We start from the raw sequence: 16,131 nt of genomic DNA, 5'->3' as shown, positions 1-16,131 counted from the left end.
ACCACCCCGTCCTCCCGTCACCCCCGTCACCCCCGTCACCCCGGCACCACTGAAAGGCACCCTCGTGGCAGACATCTTCGAGTCGACCGGCATCGTCCTGCTCTACGGGCTGGTGGGCCTGGCCGTCATGGTGCTGGGCTACCTGGCGCTGGACCTGGTGACCCCGCGCCGGCTCACCAGCGTCATCTGGTCCGAGCGCAACAAGGGTGCCGCCATCGTCTTCAGCGGGCAGCTCCTCGGAGTGGGCATCGTCGTCCACGGAGCCATCCGTGCCAGTGAGTTCCAGAGCGGGCTCGGCTACGGCCTCATCAGCACCCTGCTCTACGGGATGGCCGGCGTCGTGGTCATGACGCTGGTCTTCGCCGTCGTCGGCATCCTCACCCCGGGCAAGATGGGCGCCACCGTCATGGAGGACGAGAACGGCCGCCCGCACCCGGCCGCCTGGGTCCAGGGCGCCCTCTACATCGCCACCGCCATCATGCTCGTCGCGGCCCTGTCGTAGCCGGGTCATGAGCACGGAGACCGAGGCCCCCGCCACCGAGCCCCCCGCGACCCGGGCCCCCGCCGCCGAGGCCGCCGCCGCCCCCGCCGCCGGGCCCGACGGCCCGGGCAGCGGCGGGCCGGACGGAACGGGCGACGGCACCCACGCCGCCGGCGGCGCACCCATCGCCCGGCCCGGCCCGGCCCGTTTCCTCCTCCTGCTCGCCGTCTTCGTCTGCGCCGCCTGCGGCCTGGTCTACGAGCTCGCCCTCGTCGCCCTCGGCAGCTACCTCATCGGCAACACGGTCCTGCAGACCTCCATCGTGCTCTCGGTGATGGTCTTCGCCATGGGCGTCGGCTCCCTGGCCGCAAAGCCCCTCCAGCGCCGGGCCGTCGGCGCGTTCGCCGTCGTCGAGGGACTGCTCGCCCTCATCGGCGGCCTCTCGGTGCTCGGGCTCTACGCCGCCTTCGCCTGGCTCAACATCTACACCTCCGCCATGGTGGTGATCGCCTTCGTCATCGGGGCGCTCATCGGTGCCGAGATCCCGCTCCTCATGACCATGCTGCAACGCATCCGGCAGCAGGACGCCGGCCGGGCCGTCGCCGACATGTTCGCCGTCGACTACATCGGCGCCCTGCTCGGCGGCCTCAGCTTCCCCCTCCTGCTCCTGCCGTTCTTCGGCCAGATCAAGGGCGCGCTGATCGTCGGCGCGGTCAACGCGGTGGCCGGCGTCGTCGTCGTGCTGTGGATCTTCCGGCACAGCATGCGGCGCCGGGTCCGGGCCGCCCTGCTGGCCGGCATGACCGCGGTGCTCGCCGTCCTCTCCGCCGCCTACGTCCTGGCCGACACCTTCGAGGTGACCGCCCGCCAGCAGCTCTACCGCGACCCGATCGTGCACGCCGAACGCACGCCCTACCAGGAAATCGTCGTCACCAGCACCTCCGGGCTGTGGGGCGCGGCCGACCTCCGGCTCTTCCTCGACGGCGCCCTGCAGTTCTCCTCCATCGACGAGTACCGCTACCACGAGGCGCTCGTCCACCCCGGCCTCTCCGGCAACCGGTCCTCGGTTCTCATCCTGGGCGGCGGCGACGCCCTCGCCCTGCGCGAGGCGCTGCGCTACCCGGACGTCGAGGAGGTCGTGCTCGTCGACCTCGACCCGGCCATGACCCGGCTGGCCCGCACCTACGGCCCGCTGGTCAAGCTCAACGACGACGCGCTCGCCGACCCCCGCGTCACCGTCGTCAACGAGGACGCCTTCAGCTGGCTGCGCGAATCGCCCGGCTCCTACGACGCCGTCCTGGTCGACGTCCCCGACCCCAAGGACGTCAGCACCGCCAAGCTGTACTCCGTCGAGTTCTACACCCTGATCGCCCAGTCCCTTGCCCCCGAGGGGCGCCTCGTCGTCCAGGCCGGATCACCCTTCTTCGCCCCCCGCACCTTCTGGTCCGTGGACGCGGGCATCCGCGAGGCCGGATACGCCACCACCCCCTATCAGGTGGACGTGCCGAGCTTCGGCAACTGGGGCTTCATCCTGGCCGGCCTGCCCGACGCCCCGCCCGCCCGGCTCGCCCCCGACACCCCTGAGCTGCGCTTCCTGGACAACGAGGTGCTGCACGCCGCCACCGTCTTCCCGCTCGACCGCCGTGAGGACGGCGCCCTCCCCAGCACCCTCATGCACCCCCGCATCCTGGAATACCGCAACCAGGAATGGCAGCTCGGCTGACGGCCCCCGGGCCCCTACCCGACGCGGGTGCGGCCGGGCATGCGGAAAGTGACTTGCCGGGCAGGAGACACTGGACCAGCATGAAGCAGCCCGGCAATGGTGCCCAGGAGGTACGCATGACTGATGGACCGGACAAGAAGACCGCCGCGGAAGCGGACAACAAGACCGCCACGGAACCGGAGAACGAGACCGCCGCGGAAGCAGCGAAACGGAAGTTCCGGGAGGCCCTCGCCCGCAAGAGCCAGGGCACCCAGGCGCGGCAGGCGCACGAGGAAGGCAAGCAGTCGGTCAAGGAGCTGAGAGGCGCCCAGGGCCAGAAGCGGTTCGCCCGACGCAAGACCGGATGACCTGCCGGACGCGTGCAGCCGGATAGCCGGAGAAGGCGGCCGCGCACCACCGGCCGGAACCGTGGTGACCTCCCTTCCGCGTCACGGAGGTCACCACAGTGCTGTTCGCCCATACTTGTCAACCCTCCTCCTGCGCAAGGGGCTTGGCAGCAGGAAAAGACGGGTGCCAAGCGGCGTGAGCCGGGCCCGGCCCGTCAGTAGCTTCGTGGTCATGAAGACACGCGCATGGAAGCGGCGGACGACCACCGCGGCGGCGGCCCTGCTGGTCACCGTCACCCTCACCCCGTCCGCCCCGGCGGCCACCGAAACCGGCCCTGGCGCCGCACCGGCCGGCCCGGACCTGGCCGGCTCCGCCGGCCTGGACCGGTTCCACCAGCAGCAGCTCGACTGGACCGGCTGCGCCCAGGACCCGGACGACGTGGTGGGGCAGGCCCTGGACGCATCCGGCGCCCAGTGCGCGGAGGTTCTGGTGCCCCTGGACTACGCGGAACCCGACGGCCGGACCATCACCGTCAGCATCTCCCGGCTGGAGGCCGCCGACCCCGCGGCCCGGGTGGGCCCGCTGCTGCTGAACGGAGGCGGCCCGGGCGGCACCGGCCTCGACATGGTGCTCCACATGGGAGCGTCCGAGGCGGTGGCAGGCGCCTACGACCTCATCGGCATGGACCCGAGGTTCGTCGGCCGCAGCACCCCGCTCGACTGCGGCTGGCCGGTCGGCCACTGGGTCTCCTCACCGGGCAGCGGGAAGAACCCCCTCGGTTTCCTTCGGGACGCCGCCGCGATGCGCGACCTGGCCAAGCGCTGCAGCCGGACCGAAGGAGAGGTCCTTCCGTTCGCCACCACCCGCAACACGGCGCGCGACATGGACGTCATCCGCGTGGCGCTGGGGGAGAAAAGCCTGTCCTACCTCGGCTACTCCTACGGCACCTACCTGGGGCAGGTCTACAGCGCCATGTTTCCCGGGCGCACCGACCGCATGGTGCTGGACGGGGTTACCGATTCCTCCGGCTACCATCCCCGCCTGCTGCAGGGTGCCACCGAGGCCAACGAGGAGGCGCTGCGCGAGTGGGCCGGCTGGGCCGCCGAACGGGACGGCCAGTGGGGCCTCGGCAGCACCCAGGAGGAGGTCCTGGGCACGCTGCAAGGAATCATGGACGCCGCGGCCCGCAAGCCCCTCCGGGTCGGGGACGGCTACCGGGTCGACGACCACGTGTTCCCGTCCCTCCTCCTCAACCTCGTGGTCAGTGACCTGGAGGAGGCCCGGGTCGCCATGGCGGAGTCCCTCCAGGTGCTGCACCGGGCGGCGGAACGCAAGCCGGCCGACCCCGGCCCCCTCCTGGAACAACTCCTGGAATTCCTGCTGACCGGCACCCGCTCGCACTACGGCAGCGTGCAGACCGCCATCCTCTGCGGAGACGTGGCCGCTCCCCGGAGCCCCGGCGTCTACTGGCGCGACAGCCTGCGGGCGCGCCAGGCGGCCCCCTTCTTCGGGGCGCTGACCCACAACATCACCCCCTGCGCGTTCTGGGACCGGCCGGTCGAGGCACCGACCGTCATCGACAACGACGTACCGGCCCTGCTGGTCTCCGCCACCGGTGACACCCGCACCTTCCACGGGGGAGCGCTGGCCCTGCGCGAGCGGTGGGACAGCTCCCGGCTGGTGACCCTCGACGGCGCCTACCACCACGCCGTGTCCTTCGAGTACGGCAACGCCTGCGTCGACAGCCAGGTGGAGGAGTACCTGGTCTCCGGAGAACTGCCGGAGACCGACCCCGTCTGCACGGTGTAGCGCTGGAGCCGCCGCTCCTGGCCCCGTGGCGCGGCCCTCAGCGGCCAGGGCCCCGTGCCCCGGCCCCCTGCGGACGTCGTTGCGCCGCCGGTCACCACTCCGGCGCCGCACCGACGTCCACGGGGGCCGCCGGCGCGGCGCCGGAGGCCGGACCGCTACCGCCGCCCGCAGGGCTCAGTGCCGCCTGGCCCGCACCACGGTGTCCAGCGCCCAGGCCGACTGCCCGTCCTCCCCGCGAACTTCCCGCCGCTCGACCGACGCGAACAGAATCTCGGCCCGCTTCTCCCACGCCTCCGTGACCAGAGCGACCGAGGTGAGCACGTCGGGGTCCTGCGGGCCACCGACCCCGTGCTCAAGGTTGCTGACGTCATGTCCCACCAGCAGGAGCGTGCCGCCGGGCCGGACGGCGGTGACCGCCCGGTGCAGCACCGATTCCATGGACTCCGGCTCCAGATGCAGATAGCACAGCAGCGCCAGGTCGTACCCCTCCGCCTGGGGGACGAACAGCGTCAGATCCGCCACGTGGGTGTGGATGGCCACCCGATGGGAGCCGGCCAGCTCGGAGGCGCGCTGGAGTGCGACCGCCGAGAAGTCGACCGCGTCCACCTGCCATCCCCGGCTCGCCAGCCACACCGCGTTCCGGCCCTCGCCCGCCCCCAGATCCAGCGCCCGGCCGGGCGGTTCCTCGCTCAGCTCGCTGGTCACCCACATATTGGGCTCCGCGCTCCACGCCCAGGGTTTCTCGGCAAACCGCTGGTCCCACTCCGCTGCTTCCACGACTGTCCTTCCTGTCCGGTGTGCCCCAGTTTCGCCCACGGAGGGCCTTCCCGGGCGGATCACCGGGCCGGACCACCGTCACCGGTGTCCCCCGGAAACCGCCGGGCGAGCGCAGGACCGGCCCCGGCACCTCCGCTCCGGGCCGCCGGCGAGAAGCCCGCACCCGGGGCATGCCGACCCTGCGCCCCGAGGTCCGGGTGAGGTGGCTCAGCCCAGCCACTCGCCCCCGCGCATGAGGGTACGACCGGCGAGCTCCTCGACCTCACGCCACGCCTGCACCCGCTCCGGCCGGACCGTGAAGTAGTCGTAGGGCGTCTCCTCCCGGCGCGGGTCGAACCCCGTCTTCTCGGCGAACGCATCCGCCGTGGCCCGGTCCACGTCCCCGGCCGGGCCGGCTCAGCTGTCCCGCTGGGAGAGCTCGCCGAGGCTTACAGTCGTCCGGCCTTTAGCTCGTGCAGGAAGCCGGTCCAGCCGTCGCTCCGAAATCGTAGGGACTGGGAAGCCAGAGCCTTCGAGTCGCGGACCTGGATCGCACCGGGGCAGTGCTGGGCCTCCACGCAGTTGGCCTCAGTACCGCTGTAACTGCTCCTTATCCAGGGGGAAGACAGGTCAGAAGCGATCATGACGCACCTCATCAGTCAGGCGTTCCCGTGTAAGTCTGGAGCATACGACGCAGCCGTTCGTCCGTTTCGGGGATGCCCAGAGCGGAGGCCCTGATGTGGTCAAAGGCCAGCACGTACCGGCTGGTCTGCTGCTCTGACTCCAGGTACAGGTTGCTCGTCATGGCGTCGACCAAGATGACGTCCTGCTCGTCCTGGGGAGGGAAGGACAGCACGGTGAAAGCTCCGTCGACACCCGGGTGAGCCCCCGCCGAGAAGGGCAGCACCTGCAGCGTCACGTGGGGGCGCGCCGAGAGAGTGAGCAGGTGGTCCACCTGCTCGCGCATAACCTCCGGCCCGCCCACCTGCTGGTACAGAGCAGCTTCTCCGATGACCGCCCACACCGAGGGTGGCCGCTCCCGGGCGGCGCCCAGGGACGGACTCTCGCCTTAGAGCTCTGTGCTGGCCTACAGCAGTGGCGATGGCCAGATCATGTTGCACAGGAAGAGGACGTGCTACAGGGACCCCTCACCCAGCTCGGGTACCTGGACTAGCGGGGCCGGCGGCGTCGACAACCGCGATGATGCGCTCTGCGGCCTCCTCCGGAGCCTCGTGCTCCCACACACGGACGACTGTCCACCCTGCGGCTGTCAGGGCCTCGTCGGCGGCCCTGTCCCGGGCGACGTTGCGCGCTAGTTTTGGTCCCCAGTAGCCGCCATTGACGCCGGGCTGCCGACCGTGCTCGGGGCAGCAGTGCCAGAAGCACCCGTCCACGAAGACAGCCACTCGCGCGCGCGTGAAGACGATGTCTGGCCGCGGCCTTGCGCTCCTCAACTCCAGGCGGAAATCGACGCGGTACCGCTTCCCTGCGCTGTGGAGCAAGGACCGGATGGTTCGCTCGGGCTTGGTGTCCCGCCGTTTGATCGCAGCCATGTTGCGCGAGCGGCCGGCAGTCGGCGGCATCGACGGTGTGGGGTCACTGTTGAGGGCCATTGGCTACACCGTAACCAACACTGTCAGACCCTCGGTGTTTCATGCGTCAGGATGGTAGACCTGTGCAATCACGACCTGGAGGTACGAGCGTGGCTGATCTGTCGGCCGTGGAGATCTGCGCGGGCGCTGGGGGCCAGTCGCTCGGCCTGGAGCTGGCAGGTTTCGGCCATAAGCTGGCCGTCGAGCTCGACGAGAACGCGGTGAACACCCTCAGGAAGAACCGCGGGCACTGGGACGTGCGGCACGGCGACGTGGCTGACGAGGGCACCTGGAACCCCAAGGAGTTCCCCGACATCGACTTGCTCGCTGGCGGGGTTCCCTGTCCTCCGTTCTCTATCGCTGGCAAGCAGCTCGGCGCCACCGACGAGCGGGACCTTTTCGCTTGGGCCGTTGAGCTTGCCGGAAGGATGCAGCCAAGGGCTCTCCTATTGGAGAATGTGCGAGGGCTTTCAATGCCGCGTTTCTCTGCGTATCGCCAGCATGTGAGGGACCGGCTAAAGGAGCTCGATTACTGGTCCGACTGGAAGCTTCTGCACGCTAGTGACTACGGTGTACCGCAGTTGCGTCCCCGTTTCGTTCTAGTCGCGCTGCGCAATGAAGATGCTCCGTGGTTCGAGTGGCCTGAAAAGACACCCTATCAGGGCACGGTTGGGACAGCACTGTTTGACCTTATGGCGGCAGATGGATGGCCGGGCGCTCGTGTCTGGAGAGACAAGGCAAACGACATTGCGCCCACTGTCGTAGGTGGCTCCAAAAAGCACGGCGGAGCCGATCTTGGTCCGACTCGCGCCAAGGCCGCTTGGCGTGCACTCGGTGTAGACGCGATGGGTATTGCCGATGCCCCACCCAGCGAGTCGCACCCTATTGACTTCCTGCCCAAGCTCACCACGAAAATGGTTGAGCGCCTCCAGGGCTGGGGTCCTGAGCCGGATTATGCCTGGGAATTCACAGGACGCAAGACGGCGACGTATCGGCAGATCGGCAACGCTTTCCCCCCTCCGGTGGCCAGGGCGGTCGGTAGATCGATTGCCAACGCGCTGGAGCGCAAGGGCCAGCCAAAGGAACTGTCCGAGGTGGAGGACGAGGTCATGCATGACCGGCTCTACCTAGCCTTGAAGGGCGCGCCAGCTCCGCTTACAGAGAAAGAGTTGGTGAAGCTGGCCGGAGAGAAGATTGATCCCCCCACCTTCGAGCGGCGTATAGCCATGCTCGCCAGGGACTTTGTAATTGACGAGGATGACCAGCTTGGCGGTCGCGCGTACCGGCTCGTGGGCTTCAAGGGCTTCGTAGGACAAGAAGGCCACGAGCGGCACGTACGCTTCGCTGAGATGCGCTCCCGTATCAGCTAGCTACTGCGTCCATTGAGGTGTTCGCAGCGGTACCGGTTCTAGATCGCCAGGTCAAGTGGCAAGTCACTGATGTCCCTCAGCCGCCTCCCGGTAACCAGTGTGCACAGCATGTTGATTGCCTCATCGTTCTGGGTTCCCATGACTGCCTCAATCAGCTCTGGAAGAGCGAAGTGATAAACGGTGTCAATATCTCCTGTACCGAGTGCCAGAGACGCCAATCTGGACGGGGAAGGCTCGCCTGTGACCACTGCGATATGGGGAGTGCGTCCTTTTCGGTTGCGGATTATATTTAGAGCCTCCGAGCGAGCATTCTGGGCGCGATCGCTGCGAAGTGTCCACTTACATGAGACTATAGCGTGGACGATGGGGCGGCTCTGATTAGCCTCCCTGATGATGGCATTCTTGGCCGACTTCGCATCTACGAGATGCAGATCACGATTGATTACTTCGTCCGATTCAGGGAGGCGGAGTACCAGGATGTCAGGGCTGATCTCATAAGAGTTGCCAAGTACCGAGGCAAGGTTTCGGTCTTTCCGGATCGCGTTAGCCAGATCAGCTAGGTGGCCGTAGGGTTCGTACCTGGAAATCTGGTACTCGGCGCGCGAGCCGCCAACATTCTCCACCGCCCATTTACCGGGGCGAAGAGACTGGAGAAGAGGAAACGTCTTCTTCAGAAACCCTTCCACTGCCTCCTCGAACTGTTTTCCGACTCGCTGCCCTGTGAGCTTCTTCGGGATGACCTGGGCGGAGAGAACCTGTGCAATACTCAGCGCTATGCCCACGCTAGTTCTTTGACTGCTGTCGGCGTTTGAAGCTACATCATCAGACGAGAGGGAGAGAGTGTTTCTCTTGACGAGCTCATCGTGGAAGTTTTTTCTGGCTGCGGTAATCTTCGCTGTCACGTAGAGTTCCCTAAGTGGAGAATTTTGAGTCTTGTGAAAGGTCCGTGATCAGGATTTCATCCTCGCTGTGAGTGAGGGCCCTCGCATGGTCGTAGACGCGAGCACAATCTGAACGTGTGCGTTCACCTCGCTGTACCCACCTGAGCAAGGTCGCTTGTGTCGTTATCCGTGGAACTCTCGTCGACTACGGCGTCAGGATCGTCGGCGGGAGTCTCCGGAGGGGAGGGCGGAGGAGACCTCGTGTTCGCTCATGTGAGCATCGTAGGGCGTAAGTGGTTGGCCTGACTCACAGAGTCGGCAACCGCTCTCGATGGGGCACCTGGCGCGATGTTGCGTGTGGCAACCGGCTGTCACTTGCGCTGTGGGCGAGGGACCCCAGCGTGCTGCCTGGCCTCAGGAAGGGGGCTAGGCAGCACGCCCTGGAGATGTGCAAGTTCTGGGTCAGCGCCACGCTGTCAGTCGTAGCCTTCAGCTATGCGCATTGGAGCGATCACACGAGAATCAGTACTCAAGGCAGTCACCGAGCATGATGAGTTAGGGCGCGAGGCGTTCCTGTCGAAGTACGGCTTCGGGGAGGCTCGTTCGTACGTCCTGGTGTACGGCGGGCGGGAGTACAGCTCGAAAGCGATCGCCGGGGTAGCGCATAAGTGGGCCCAGAGGCGCGCACTAGCTCCTGACGAGTTCCGGGGGGGCAAGGACCATGCCGTCACCTGGTTGAAGCGCCTTGGCTTCCAAGTTAAGGCCGTCAAGAACCCTAACTGGGCACGCGACGAAGTCATCCTTGCCTGCCATCTGGTCATGACGAACGGCTGGAGAGGTCTGGACGCGCAGGACAGCCGGGTCACCGAGTTGTCTGCCTTGCTTCAGCTGCTGCCCATCCACGCTGACGCGGACCGCAACGATAAGTTCCGCAATCCCAACGGGGTAGCCCGCAAGACGTTCGACATCGCTACCCGGCACCCTGACTACCGCGGCAAGCCCACCAACGGCGGTGCACTTGATGCCGAGGTCTTGCACGAGTTCCTTGCAGGACCGGAACGGATGTCAGATGTTGCACGCCTCATATGGACAGGAATCACCACGGGCGACTTTCAGTCCCTCGCTCAGCCGGACGACGAAGAGCCTGACGACGATTTCAGCGCGCCCGAAGGACGCCTGCTGTTGCGTCGGCACAGGGCAAGGGAACGGAACAAGGGCCTGCGCAAGAAGAAGATCGACGCGGTTCTACGGAGGGGAGGAAGTGTCGCCTGCGAGGTATGTGGTTTCGACTTCGAGGAGGTCTACGGCGAGCGTGGCGCCGGCTACATCGAATGCCACCACGTCGTGCCCCTGCACGAAGCTGGGGAAGGACGCACGAAGCTCAGCGACCTCGCACTCATCTGCGCAAACTGCCACCGCATGATCCATCGCCGCGCGCCCTGGCCAACCCCCGCAGAGTTGCGAGCCACCATCCAGCACCGCCGATCCGCACGGAGCCACACCTCAGTCGGCATCGTGCCGCAACGTGGTGAATCCGCGAAGCATGCCGCCTCCCAGGAGACCCAGCGATGACGAACCCGGCAGACCCTGTGCTACTCGATCTTCGCTGCCCGGCATCCGACGCGTAGACCTCCTCAGGAACCCGATCTGGTTGCCTTCATCCGCGCAGTGGCGGAGGACCGGATCGACGAGTAGAGGGAGCACGGCGGCGCCGCGAAAGACCAACGGCATGCGTACGTTGAGGCATCTGTGGAGCTGTCGCTCAGGTCACGCCTTCGTTGCCGCGCAGAAGTGTAAGCCTGCCGGCTCTGCCTTCCCAGGCGCAAACCTGGCGCCGCCACAGGAGTGAAAGGGTCCCTTTCTGCTACTCAGCAGGAAGGGACCCTTTCCTTTTACCGCATGTGGAGGGTCGGACTGCCCCAATCGATCGCGTGGTCCACCAGTGGGTATAGACGGGACGCGGACGGCGAATCCAAACGTTCACCTGCTGCAACCGTCGCGGTCGTCTAGCACTCCAGTTGCAGTTCGCTATCGTTGCTGGTAAGGGGGCCTATTCTTGAGTGTCCGTCCCCACTGCTGTGAGCTCTTGCGCCATCGGTGCACCTCGTCACTGGATACCGCAAGCACGCTGTGCATCTCCCCTCATTTCAGATCGTGGCTCAGTCCAGTCGTGTGAGGTGTGAGACGAAAGCCGACCACGCTGCGGCCGAGAACCCGACGACCGGACCGGTGCATGCCTTGCTGTCCCGCACCATCAGCCCGTCGGGCAGGCGAGCCGCCTCGACGCATTCAGTGGCATTACCCCCGCTGTGTGATGACTTGAACCACTGGCTAGCTTGTGCGTTGGTTTGCGCTCTTATCACTTCATGTCCTCCCTCGCCCGCTCGATCATCGATGACGACGCCTCGGTATCCAGCGCTTGGGCTCGCAAGTAGTCGAAGGCCAGGCGGTAGCGTGTCAGTTCTACTTCCTTCTCCAGGAAGAGGGAACCCGTGTGGAAGTCTACGTAGACGACATCCAGGGGTGGCTCCACGCCGCCGATGATCACGAAGCTCCCCAGGGCTGCCGTGTGGGCGCCCTTCGCAAACGGGAGTACTTGAAGGGTGACGTTCGTCGACTCGCAGCATTTCAGTAGGTGGGCGAGCTGCTCGCGCATCACGGCCTTTGACCCGACGACACGTCGAAGCACGGATTCGTCGAGAACCGCCCAGAGATGCGGTGGGCTCTCACGGGTCAAGATCTCTTGACGCTTCATGCGGATGTCGACGAGTTTCCGCAGCTCCTCCGGTGCAAGGCGCCTCTCGTTCGCCTGCTGGATGGCTTCTGTGTAGCTGCGGATCTGCAGAAGGCCAGGGATGTACATGCAGGCGAAGTGATCTTCTCGAGTCGCCTCGTCCTCAAGAGTGAGCAGCAGGTTCAAGGTCTCTGGGACGGCGTCAGCGAAGGAACTCCACCATCCTTGTTGCTTCGCATCCTTGGCCAGCGCGACGACAGCCCTACGCTCAGCATCACTTGCCCCGTAGGCCATGCACAGGGCGTCAATAATGGGCCACTTGACGGGCCCTTCCTGTGTCTCGTACCTGCTGATGGTCGCCTTGGAGACGTCGACGATCTGCCCGGCCTCCTCCAGTGTCATTTTCGAACGGGCGCGCAACTTGCGCATAACTGAACCAAGCTGGCGACGTCGAGTGGTGGTCCTGGTGGACATCGTGCGGTTTCCTCCGGGTGGGCGCCTGTCGGGTGGCGGCCCTCAGGGTAGGCGGGCCCGTCAGGCAGAGCCGGCGACATTCACCCGAACGAGAGCCGTGAGAAGTTACATCACGGAACTTCTCTCTGTCATTGTAGTAGCTGACCCGGCGCACAGAGTGATGGGTGTCAGGTCGACACGACTGCCGACGACCGAGGGAGCTGCGGCCCATGTGCTCATGCGGGATTGACAGAGGTACCTGGCAGGTGTCGCTCCTGGCGACCCCTCACGAGGTGCCCCAACTGCGCCGAGAGGTAGCCGAACGGCTGACCGCCTGGGGGCTCCCCGGTGTGGTCGATCGCGCAACGCTCCTAGTGAGTGAACTGGTGACCAACGTCATCGTGCACGTGTGTGACGGCGCCCCCATCACGCTGGAGTTGAGCATGCAGGGCACCTACCTGCGGGTGGCTGTGCGGGACCACGACCCGCGTGCCTTGCCCGTACTCCTCGACGCGACGGACGAGCAGCAGTCTGGGCGTGGAATGCAACTCGTTGACACTCTTGCTGACCGGTGGGGTGTCATCCTCACCGGCGACGGAAAGCGCGTCTGGTGTGAAATGGCCACCGGTTTGACCGAGCCGCACGGGCACGTGGGAGGTACGCGCGTCACGCAAACAGAAGGATTGCTGGCGCTCTACAGCCGTTGCCCCCAGCGTACCGGGACGGTGAGCAACAATTTGCAGACGGCAGTCGCTGAGATGGCGGCCATTGATCTGATCGCTGACCTTCTGCACTGGCTCCGTGCACATGGTCGTGATCCTGAGGGCACGCTGAATTGTGCGCAGGATAAGTTCGAAGCCGAGCTGAAGGATGTGGAGTAATGGAGCCGACAAACGCCCTGTTCGCCAAGGTCATCCAAGAAGCGGGAGCCGAGGGCTGGGATTGGTCCGACGGCGGAAACCTACTCCATGTGGTCACGGCTGCCCAGCACTTCGGTCTCTTGCCAGGAATCTCCGTGCACGAGCTCTCGCCGATCCAGCACGGTGAAGACGGTAGCTTTCTCCTGACCCTCGTACTCACTTCAGGGCTTTCCCTATCCTCTGCGCCTGTGCGCTGGCGAGAGGTGATGCCGAGGCCAGGTCTTGCTTCGCAGGAGGCTGTGCGATGGATCGTGCAGAGGCTGTCTGGCGTAGCAACGGAGTTGCGGCAGGAATTCCACGAGCAGGCACTGCTGCGTGACTCACTGGAATTCGCATACCTCCGAAGGCTCGCAAAGGTACGTGTGGCGTCGTGGAACGCTCTCCCGAACTATGCGGACAGCTCGGGGAGTACGAGGTGAGGTCCGGTCTCGCGCCCGGCCGAGCTCGACCCAAGCAGCAGCGAACGTAGCTCGTATTGACTGCCTGCCTCTGCACTCACCGATGGAGCGTGGAACCCGTGGACCGGACTACTGGCTTCCCTGGCTGATGCAGGTGTTGCGGCTGGACCCGGAGCAGCTGCAACAGGCCATGGCCGCACACCGAATGGCAGGAAGCGTCGGGGATACCGGCGATACCGTGGTTTCGGTCATCGAGTTGGCGAGGAGCGACATGGATCGACGGCACTTCGTCCAGGCGTCCAGCGCCTACGCTCTCGGCGCGCTGGCCCTCCCCGACCTGGACAGCATCGTGCGCCGGACACGTACTCCTGCCCGTGGCGCAGTCAGCGTCGGCGAGGGCGAAGTCTCAGCGATCCGCAGCATGACCAAGGCCCTGGGTGATGCCGCCGCCGAGCTCGGCGGCGGACACGCCAGGCACTTGGCCGTGCGCTACCTGACCGAGGACGTGGCCACCTGGCTGCACGGCGACTACCGCGCGGAAGTCGGCAAGAAACTGTTCACTGCAGCTGCCGAGCTGGTTCATCTGGCCGGCTGGATGGCCGGTGATGAGGGCAATCAAGGGCTGTCCCAGCACTACTACGCCCACTCCTACCGACTGGCTGCGGAGGCCGGTCACGCTGAGGTGGCAGCCACCGCTCTGCGCGGCATGGCTGTTCAGGCCATCGACCTCGGGCATCCTGCGGCAGCGATGCGGTTGGCCGAAGCATGCGTCCATCGCGCGCGCCATCTGTCGGACCCGCGCGCGACTGCCTACTACCAGGCGACCCTGGCCCTTGCCGCTGCCCTGGACGGCGCCCGTCCCACCGCGACCGTTGCCCTGGCGGCCTCAGCGAAGGCCATCGAACGCGAACCGGCCGCCCCCGGACTCTCCTGGGCCGGGCACTACAGCACCGGGCGGTGGGCCAACGAATCGGGAATGATTCTGGCCCGACTCGGTGACTTGCCGGCAGCCGAGGAGCATCTCCGGTTGGCGCTCGAAAAGCACGGGCTGGACCGTCGACGCACCCGAGCGATCGTGCTGGCCGATCTGGGTGCCCTGCGGATGGACCGCGTTTCTCGACTCCGCTAACGGTCTTCGTTCCGTCAAGGTGCGCGACGCGATCACTGACATGCGCGCCCGTCTCGCGCGCATCCCGGAGGCCGCCGGTGCGGCCGAGCTGGTGCGGCGCGCTGCCGAGCTGCGCTGAAGCGTCGGCCTTCGCCGGCGGCCAGGTAACGAACGACGGCGCAATAGGGACCACGCCTGTTCCTCGCGGGGGATCTGCGGGTACGCGAGAGACAACTGGTGGCCGTGTGCACAGGGGTGGGGCGGCGGGCTGCTGGTGTCCATCGCGGACGCGGACAACGAGAAGCGTGGGGTGGAGAGCATGCGGGTTCAGGGGTGGGTCAGTGAACAGTTCAAACCGGTATCGGACGTGTTCGCCACGGTCCTTCCCGAGGACGGGCGCGGTGGCGGCGCCGTATCGCTGTTCGTGGACGGTGAGCCGGTACTGGACCTATGGGGCGGGGTCGCCGACAGCCGGACCGGACGGGCCTGGGAGCAAGGGACGGCGGTGCTCGTGTTCTCCTGCGCGAAGAGCATCGTCAGCATGCTGCTCCACTATCTCGCGCAGGAGGGGCAGCTCGACCTCGACTCCCCGGTCGCCTCGTACTGGCCGGAGTTCGGCTGCCACGGCAAGGAAGCGGTGACGGTACGTCAGGTACTCACCCACCGGGCCGGACTCCCCGTGGTGGAGGAGGTGCTGACCTTCGAGGACGTGCTGGCCTGGACGCCGGTCGTGGAGGCGCTGGAGCAGCAGACGCCGTTCTGGGAACCGGGCCGTGCGCACGCCTATCACGGGCTCACCTTCGGCTGGCTGGCCGGTGAGGTGATCCGCCGGGTCACCGGCCGCACGCCCGGTGTCTACTTCCGGGAGCTCCTCGGCGACCGGCTCGGCATCGAGACCTGGATCGGGCTGCCGCCCGAGGAGGCCGGTCGGGTGGCCCGGCTGGAGGAGCCCGTGGAGCCGTTGCCCCTGCCCGGTCCGGACACCCTGTTCACCCGGGCCCTCACCATGAACGGGGTGATCGACTTCCCCGGGGCCGACAGCAAGTACGGCTACGGCAGCCCCAGCCTGCTGGCCGCCGAGCTGCCGGCCGGCAACGCGGTGGCCACCGCGCGCGGCCTGGCCGCGACGCACGCGGCGGCAGCCACCGGCCTGCACACCGGCACCCGCCTGCTCACCCTGAAGACGCTGACCGACGCCGTGCGGGAGCAGTCCTCCGGGCCGTCCTGGCGGGACGGCATCGACCTCGGCCGGCGGTTCGGAACCGGCTTCATGATCGACTCCCCGCCGGAGTGGAGACTGCTCAGCCCTCGAAGCTTCGGCCACGACGGGGCAGGCGGCAGCACGGCCTTCGGGGACGACGCGTACGGGGTCGGCTTCGGCTTCGTCACCAACCGTCTGGGCAGCGGGGCAGATGACCGCGTGGACCGTCTCATCACCGCCGTGCGGGAGTGCCTGCGTTGACCTGTGCGTGTCACTTGCCACGGTGTCCGGAGCTTGGCCAGAAGTTGCCACATCGCCGGGCCGCTCGCCGTGGAGCGAGAGAAGGGGCACCGGCAGACCCGGTGCCCCTTCACGGTG

Annotated in this window: 17 protein-coding genes; 9 read left to right on the top strand and 8 right to left on the bottom strand. The window is 66.6% G+C overall.

Features of this window, described 5'->3' with window-relative positions; all coding sequences use genetic code 11:
- Positions 1-64 precede the first annotated feature (64 nt).
- The 4 genes from PJ985_RS21765 (at position 65) to PJ985_RS21750 (ending at position 4,340) form a co-directional block, all read left to right on the top strand.
- Positions 65-502 carry a DUF350 domain-containing protein gene (locus PJ985_RS21765; protein ID WP_271685584.1) on the top strand — a complete coding sequence of 146 codons (438 nt, stop codon included), beginning with the start codon at positions 65-67 and terminating at the stop codon, positions 500-502.
- 7 nt (positions 503-509) lie between these two features.
- A complete protein-coding gene (locus PJ985_RS21760) occupies positions 510-2,204 on the top strand; it encodes a polyamine aminopropyltransferase (RefSeq protein ID WP_443033563.1) in 1,695 nt (564 codons plus the stop codon).
- 116 nt (positions 2,205-2,320) lie between these two features.
- A complete protein-coding gene (locus PJ985_RS21755; RefSeq protein ID WP_271685583.1) occupies positions 2,321-2,551 on the top strand; it encodes a DUF5302 domain-containing protein in 231 nt (76 codons plus the stop codon).
- A gap of 211 nt (positions 2,552-2,762) precedes the next feature.
- Positions 2,763-4,340: an alpha/beta fold hydrolase gene (locus PJ985_RS21750; protein WP_271685582.1), complete on the top strand. Its 1,578-nt coding sequence runs from the start codon at positions 2,763-2,765 to the stop codon at positions 4,338-4,340.
- A 174-nt stretch (positions 4,341-4,514) separates the two neighbouring features.
- On the opposite strand, the gene PJ985_RS21745 is transcribed toward PJ985_RS21750, so the two are convergent.
- From PJ985_RS21745 to PJ985_RS21725, 5 genes are all read right to left on the bottom strand, one after another.
- Positions 4,515-5,117, bottom strand: coding sequence for a class I SAM-dependent methyltransferase (locus PJ985_RS21745; protein WP_271685581.1), 603 nt, complete (start codon positions 5,115-5,117; stop codon positions 4,515-4,517).
- A gap of 207 nt (positions 5,118-5,324) precedes the next feature.
- Entirely contained in the window at positions 5,325-5,495 is a 171-nt protein-coding gene (locus PJ985_RS21740) for a hypothetical protein (RefSeq protein ID WP_443033562.1), read from the bottom strand.
- 50 nt (positions 5,496-5,545) lie between these two features.
- A complete protein-coding gene (locus tag PJ985_RS21735; protein ID WP_271685580.1) occupies positions 5,546-5,740 on the bottom strand; it encodes a DUF397 domain-containing protein in 195 nt (64 codons plus the stop codon).
- Positions 5,741-5,751: 11 nt separating this feature from the next.
- A complete protein-coding gene (locus tag PJ985_RS21730; protein ID WP_271685609.1) occupies positions 5,752-6,150 on the bottom strand; it encodes a DUF5753 domain-containing protein in 399 nt (132 codons plus the stop codon).
- A gap of 94 nt (positions 6,151-6,244) precedes the next feature.
- The gene (locus PJ985_RS21725; protein WP_271685608.1) at positions 6,245-6,679 is read right to left on the bottom strand and encodes a very short patch repair endonuclease; all 435 of its coding nucleotides are present in this window, start codon (positions 6,677-6,679) and stop codon (positions 6,245-6,247) included.
- Positions 6,680-6,798: 119 nt separating this feature from the next.
- On the opposite strand from PJ985_RS21725, the gene PJ985_RS21720 reads away from it, so the two are divergent.
- Complete coding sequence (locus PJ985_RS21720) at positions 6,799-8,058, top strand: DNA cytosine methyltransferase (protein ID WP_271685579.1); 1,260 nt, start codon at positions 6,799-6,801, stop codon at positions 8,056-8,058.
- A 38-nt stretch (positions 8,059-8,096) separates the two neighbouring features.
- Here PJ985_RS21720 and PJ985_RS21715 read toward each other — a convergent pair whose 3' ends face one another.
- Positions 8,097-8,960 carry an NgoMIV family type II restriction endonuclease gene (locus PJ985_RS21715; RefSeq protein WP_271685578.1) on the bottom strand — a complete coding sequence of 288 codons (864 nt, stop codon included), beginning with the start codon at positions 8,958-8,960 and terminating at the stop codon, positions 8,097-8,099.
- 474 nt (positions 8,961-9,434) lie between these two features.
- On the opposite strand from PJ985_RS21715, the gene PJ985_RS21710 reads away from it, so the two are divergent.
- Positions 9,435-10,511, top strand: coding sequence for an HNH endonuclease (locus tag PJ985_RS21710; protein ID WP_271685577.1), 1,077 nt, complete (start codon positions 9,435-9,437; stop codon positions 10,509-10,511).
- Between the two features lie 587 nt (positions 10,512-11,098).
- On the opposite strand, the gene PJ985_RS21705 is transcribed toward PJ985_RS21710, so the two are convergent.
- Together PJ985_RS21705 and PJ985_RS21700 are read right to left on the bottom strand one after the other, a co-directional pair.
- Complete coding sequence (locus tag PJ985_RS21705) at positions 11,099-11,302, bottom strand: DUF397 domain-containing protein (protein ID WP_333909883.1); 204 nt, start codon at positions 11,300-11,302, stop codon at positions 11,099-11,101.
- On the bottom strand, positions 11,299-12,147 hold the full coding sequence (locus PJ985_RS21700) for a helix-turn-helix domain-containing protein (protein ID WP_271685576.1): 849 nt from the start codon (positions 12,145-12,147) through the stop codon (positions 11,299-11,301). Before PJ985_RS21700 ends, PJ985_RS21705 begins: the two co-directional genes overlap by 4 nt.
- Positions 12,148-12,356: 209 nt before the next feature.
- Here PJ985_RS21700 and PJ985_RS21695 point away from each other — a divergent pair, with 209 nt between their 5' ends.
- The 3 genes from PJ985_RS21695 to PJ985_RS21685 all read left to right on the top strand — a co-directional run bounded on the left by PJ985_RS21695 (position 12,357) and on the right by PJ985_RS21685 (position 16,014).
- Positions 12,357-13,007 (top strand): ATP-binding protein, encoded by a 651-nt coding sequence (locus PJ985_RS21695; protein ID WP_271685575.1) that lies wholly within the window; start codon positions 12,357-12,359, stop codon positions 13,005-13,007.
- Positions 13,008-13,547: 540 nt separating this feature from the next.
- Entirely contained in the window at positions 13,548-14,573 is a 1,026-nt protein-coding gene (locus tag PJ985_RS21690; RefSeq protein WP_271685574.1) for a tetratricopeptide repeat protein, read from the top strand.
- 253 nt (positions 14,574-14,826) lie between these two features.
- The gene (locus PJ985_RS21685; protein WP_271685573.1) at positions 14,827-16,014 is read left to right on the top strand and encodes a serine hydrolase domain-containing protein; all 1,188 of its coding nucleotides are present in this window, start codon (positions 14,827-14,829) and stop codon (positions 16,012-16,014) included.
- Positions 16,015-16,131: the final 117 nt, after the last annotated feature.

The sequence above is a fragment of the Streptomyces sp. ACA25 genome, from assembly GCF_028200735.1.
Classification (GTDB): domain Bacteria; phylum Actinomycetota; class Actinomycetes; order Streptomycetales; family Streptomycetaceae; genus Streptomyces.
Note: the sequence above shows the minus strand (reverse complement) of the source record. Positions and strands in the feature narration are given on the sequence as shown.

Excerpts from the sequence above, each read along its gene's own strand:
- PJ985_RS21760 (WP_443033563.1), top strand. The coding sequence starts at position 510 with ATGAGCACGGAGACCGAGGCCCCCGCCACCGAGCCCCCCGCGACCCGG.
- PJ985_RS21690 (WP_271685574.1), top strand. The coding sequence starts at position 13,548 with ATGGAGCGTGGAACCCGTGGACCGGACTACTGGCTTCCCTGGCTGATG.
- PJ985_RS21700 (WP_271685576.1), bottom strand. The coding sequence starts at position 12,147 with ATGTCCACCAGGACCACCACTCGACGTCGCCAGCTTGGTTCAGTTATG.
- PJ985_RS21710 (WP_271685577.1), top strand. The coding sequence starts at position 9,435 with ATGCGCATTGGAGCGATCACACGAGAATCAGTACTCAAGGCAGTCACC.
- PJ985_RS21725 (WP_271685608.1), bottom strand. The coding sequence starts at position 6,679 with ATGCCGCCGACTGCCGGCCGCTCGCGCAACATGGCTGCGATCAAACGG.
- PJ985_RS21735 (WP_271685580.1), bottom strand. The coding sequence starts at position 5,740 with ATGATCGCTTCTGACCTGTCTTCCCCCTGGATAAGGAGCAGTTACAGC.
- PJ985_RS21755 (WP_271685583.1), top strand. The coding sequence starts at position 2,321 with ATGACTGATGGACCGGACAAGAAGACCGCCGCGGAAGCGGACAACAAG.
- PJ985_RS21750 (WP_271685582.1), top strand. The coding sequence starts at position 2,763 with ATGAAGACACGCGCATGGAAGCGGCGGACGACCACCGCGGCGGCGGCC.
- PJ985_RS21695 (WP_271685575.1), top strand. The coding sequence starts at position 12,357 with ATGTGCTCATGCGGGATTGACAGAGGTACCTGGCAGGTGTCGCTCCTG.